Raw genomic sequence first — 1,998 nt, forward strand, 5'->3', positions numbered from 1 at the left:
AGCTAAAGTAAACTTACATTCAGGATAATTTGAACAACCATAAAACGATTTTTTTAATACAATATTGTTGCCACACTTAGGACATTTTCCTACAAGGGGTCCCGAGCGCTTAGTGGGAATTTGTACCCCTTATCGATACAAATTCCCCGTAGGCGCTAGGGACCTCTTTAGCTTCTTGGAAGCTGTCAGTAGTATATCTAATAATTTATCTCCATTCCCTTTAGTAACGTGTAACTTTCCAAATTTAAAAAAGCGACTCATAGAATTATTTCCTCCCGTTAAATAATAGATAACTATTAAAAATAGACAATACTTGCTCATAAGTAATGGTACTTAAATTGTTTACTTTGGCGTGTTTCATTGCTTGATGAAACTGATTTTTAGTAAACAGTTGACGATATTCTCGATTGACCCATTTTGAAACAAAGTACGTATATAGCTTCCAATATTTATCTGGAACATCTGTGGTATGGCGGGTAAGTTTTATTAAGACACTGTTTACTTTTGGTTTAGGATGAAAGCATTCCGCTGGCAGCTTAAGCAATTGCTGAATCGAGACTTGAGTGTGCAAGAGCAACCCTAGTGTTCGGTGAATATCCAAGGTACGCTTGTAGAATCCTTCTTCAACAATCAGATAGATGTCAGACGCACGGCTTTCAAAAACCACTTTTTTAATAATTTGTGTGCTTAAATGGTAAGGAATATTCCCAACAATTTTATACCTCTGTTTGTTAGGGAATTGAAACTGTAGAATATCTTGGTGAATTAAAGTGACACGAGTATTCAGTTTTAATTTTTCTGACGATAAGTTGAATAGATGACTGTCTAATTCAATAGACGTTACCTGTTTACTTATTTTAGCCAGTTTCGTCGTTAAATGCCCTTTACCTGTTCCAATTTCGTAAACGGTATCGGTTTCTTTTAAATTCAATTGTTTTATTATTTGGTTGAGTACTTTTTCACTCGTTAAAAAGTTTTGAGAATATTTTATATTTTTGTTCATGTAATCTCTCCTGAAGTGATTACATCTATAAATAAATACAGAAGTTAAACGATTTGTTTGTAATTTTAGTTATCTGTTTAAAAAGTCATAAGATTAGTCACTGGTAGGAATTAATCTAACGTATTTATTTATCTGCGTAATCACTGTTTTTAGTCTGTTTCAAAACAGTAGATGTTTTATCTACATTACGCATTTGGAATACCAACATGACGAATCCCTCCTTCTTAATTACAAATTTTTAGCATCTAATTTAACTTCAATTCCTATTATACAAAATTTTAAGATAATGCACTATCAACACACTCTTAAGTTTGCTTCTAAGTCTTATTTCCATAACTTTAGGGTTAACCATACGCAAGACCAATCACTCTCGGACAATACTCATGATTTTAATGATAAAATCCATGTTAAACCCATAGATAAGAAATACACCTGCAATAACCGTTACCTGTTTGTGCCAATTTAAAAATGCACCACTTTTTTATGATTAAAACGGTTGAAAACTGTACCACTAATAACTCACAATAGAGAGATGTCACCGTCAAGTTAAATGTACAAAATAACAGCGAAATTTTTAAATCTATTTCTTATCGATACAAATTCCTCGTAGGCGCTCGGGACCCCTTAATTAGATTCTCTTTTTAAAAATGAATGCTGATCCTAATACCATTAATGAACCTAGGACAGACAATGCAATATTTTCTGTTTCTCCTGTTTTTGGTAAAACTTTCATTTTTCCGTCTGAACCTTTAACCGTTACTGTTCCGTCTTTTTGAACATCTGCGCCAATTTCTTTAGCTTCAACTTTTTTTGTTGTTCCGTCTGCTAATTGAATGATTGGTTTACTATCTTCAACTGCAACAATCACAACGCCTGTATCTGTATTAACTGGGTTTTCGATTGGGTTTGTGTCTACTGGTTTACTTGGTTCTGTTGGCTCTGTCGGCTTGCTTGGTTCCGTTGGCTCCGTTGGTTCCGTTGGCTCTGTTGGTTCC

Annotated in this window: 3 protein-coding genes and 2 pseudogenes; all 5 read right to left on the reverse strand. The window is 34.1% G+C overall.

The genetic code is table 11. The features are described 5' to 3' along the window. A pseudogene (locus G574_RS11440) lies at nucleotides 1–96 on the reverse strand (topoisomerase DNA-binding C4 zinc finger domain-containing protein); the annotation flags it as partial. A gap of 169 nt (nucleotides 97–265) precedes the next feature. Next, complete coding sequence (gene erm(B), locus G574_RS0110530; protein WP_001038795.1) at nucleotides 266–1,003, reverse strand: 23S rRNA (adenine(2058)-N(6))-methyltransferase Erm(B); 738 nt, start codon at nucleotides 1,001–1,003, stop codon at nucleotides 266–268. A gap of 124 nt (nucleotides 1,004–1,127) precedes the next feature. Then, a complete protein-coding gene (locus G574_RS11045; protein WP_001814874.1) occupies nucleotides 1,128–1,211 on the reverse strand; it encodes a 23S rRNA methyltransferase attenuation leader peptide in 84 nt (27 codons plus the stop codon). A 48-nt stretch (nucleotides 1,212–1,259) separates the two neighbouring features. Further along, nucleotides 1,260–1,343: pseudogene (locus G574_RS11955) on the reverse strand (MLS leader peptide); the annotation flags it as partial. Nucleotides 1,344–1,631: 288 nt separating this feature from the next. After that, a partial coding sequence (locus G574_RS0110540; RefSeq protein WP_024408861.1) for an LPXTG cell wall anchor domain-containing protein occupies nucleotides 1,632–1,998 on the reverse strand: 367 nt, incomplete at its 5' end.

This window comes from Streptococcus hyovaginalis DSM 12219, from assembly GCF_000420785.1.
GTDB classification, from domain to species: Bacteria; Bacillota; Bacilli; order Lactobacillales; family Streptococcaceae; genus Streptococcus; species Streptococcus hyovaginalis.

Excerpts from the sequence above, each read along its gene's own strand:
- G574_RS11045 (WP_001814874.1), bottom strand. The coding sequence starts at position 1,211 with ATGTTGGTATTCCAAATGCGTAATGTAGATAAAACATCTACTGTTTTG.